This window comes from Pedobacter sp. 01T416_2 (assembly GCF_056398925.1).
Genome location: NZ_JBFTQI010001013.1, coordinates 1 through 1722, shown reverse-complemented (window position 1 = coordinate 1722; position 1722 = coordinate 1). Strand labels below are relative to the sequence as shown.

The following is a 1722-nucleotide window of genomic DNA, read 5'->3' as shown; positions in this document are numbered from 1 at the left end:
AAAAAGAGCCTCCTATCGGAATCGAACCAATGACCTACTGATTACAAGTCAGTTGCTATACCAGCTGAGCTAAGGAGGCTTTAAATTTTGTGCAATGATACGAAAAATCTTCATTTTTCATACTATTAACGTGTTTTTTTAAAACTTTTATCTTTTTAAAGAACAAGCCTTTTCTTCTTGGCCTAACACCGTTTCCGAAAGGGAATGCAAATATACACACTTATATTTCACTTCAAAATAAATTTGAAAAAAAATAGTGAAATTTTTAGCCCTCCCACTCAATTAAGACGATTTAAAATAATAGGTACTTCATAATCAGTCGCTTTGCTTTCGCTTAAAATCGTATTATTTTTTTAACTTTTTCGGTGTTCTAACGAATATGAATCGGTTTTTAAGTTTAATTACGCTTGCCCCCATGTCCTGGCGCTTTCCAGCTACCACTTCTTATACCCTTTAACATCACCAAATCGTTTACATCCTTATTAATTTTAAAAAAAATCAATCGATACCATTTATTAATTAATCAAAAACAATTAAAAACAACAGCAAATTCCTCACGGTAGCCCATAAAAAAGGCAACATAATGATTAATCATGTTGCCTTTTCTTAAAATAATGCTAATTTTTAGTAATCAGCAGCTTCGCTTTCGCTTAAAATTGCTTTATGCTCACTTAATTTTGCACGTGTTTTATCCTTATGTTTAGTGATCTGCTTTCTTAACGATTCAATTGCCAGATCTGTGGCTTCTTCAAATGATTTACATTGTTCTTTAGCGAAGAGGGTCCCTCCCGGCACAATGAGTTTTATCTCACTAATTTTATTGGCCTCATCCTCTACGTTTTCTAACTTTAAATACACTTCTCCGCTAATGATCTGGTCAAAAAACTGATCTAGCTTATTTGCTTTTTTTTGTATAAAATCTAACAACTTACTGTCTGCACTGAAGTGGATTGATTGAACTCCGATTTTCATTTTTCCTCCTTTTTTTATGCCTTTGGATGGGCTTGTTTATAAATTGTTTTTAATCTTTCGATCGAATTGTGGGTGTAAACCTGGGTTGCTGCTAAGCTGGCGTGACCCAAAAGTTCTTTAATTGCATTTAGATCTGCTCCTGCATTTAGCAGGCTTGTTGCATAACTGTGCCGAAGCACGTGGGGACTTTTCTTCTCATTGGTTGATACGTGGTTTAGGTATGAGGTAACAATACGGTATATTAACTTTGGATATGCCGCTGCACCTGTATTGGTAACGATTAAGATAGGCAAATTGTTATTAAAGTTTTGCAACTTTTTTAGCTCAACATAGGTATTTACCTGATTGATAAGCTGTTTATTTACAGGAATGATCCGCTCTTTATTTCTTTTACCCAATACCTTTATCGTTCCCGAATAAATATCTATATCTTTTAACTGGAGTAGTTCTGTTAAACGCATGCCGGTACCAAAAAGCAACTCGATTACCAGATGATCGCGAACAGAAGAGAAGCTTTCATTAAAATAATGCTCCGAATCCAATAGCTGATCCATCTTTTGCGAATCAACAAATACGGGTAGTCTTTTGGGTATTTTTGGTGCTTTAATTAAAACGGTAGGATTCTGATCAATCTTTCCGCTTCGCTGCAAAAATTTATAAAAACTCCTCAACGTCGAAATTTTTCTATTGATGGTCTGTTCTGATACTTTCTTCTCCATCAGATCTACCATATAGCTCCGTTAGCTCCGT

The 1722-nt window shown here is 34.9% G+C and carries 2 protein-coding genes and 1 tRNA gene; all 3 read right to left on the bottom strand.

Going from position 1 to position 1722, the window contains the following annotated elements; genetic code table 11:
- Positions 1-6 precede the first annotated feature (6 nt).
- Positions 7-79: transfer RNA gene (locus AC1DPQ_RS26850), tRNA-Thr, on the bottom strand.
- Positions 80-624: 545 nt separating this feature from the next.
- Positions 625-972 (bottom strand): ribosome hibernation-promoting factor, HPF/YfiA family, encoded by a 348-nt coding sequence (hpf, locus tag AC1DPQ_RS26845; RefSeq protein WP_025143266.1) that lies wholly within the window; start codon positions 970-972, stop codon positions 625-627.
- A 14-nt stretch (positions 973-986) separates the two neighbouring features.
- Positions 987-1703 (bottom strand): tyrosine-type recombinase/integrase, encoded by a 717-nt coding sequence (locus AC1DPQ_RS26840; protein ID WP_477611443.1) that lies wholly within the window; start codon positions 1701-1703, stop codon positions 987-989.
- Between the last annotated feature and the right edge of the window lie 19 nt (positions 1704-1722).

Excerpts from the sequence above, each read along its gene's own strand:
- hpf (WP_025143266.1), bottom strand. The coding sequence starts at position 972 with ATGAAAATCGGAGTTCAATCAATCCACTTCAGTGCAGACAGTAAGTTG.
- AC1DPQ_RS26840 (WP_477611443.1), bottom strand. The coding sequence starts at position 1,703 with ATGGTAGATCTGATGGAGAAGAAAGTATCAGAACAGACCATCAATAGA.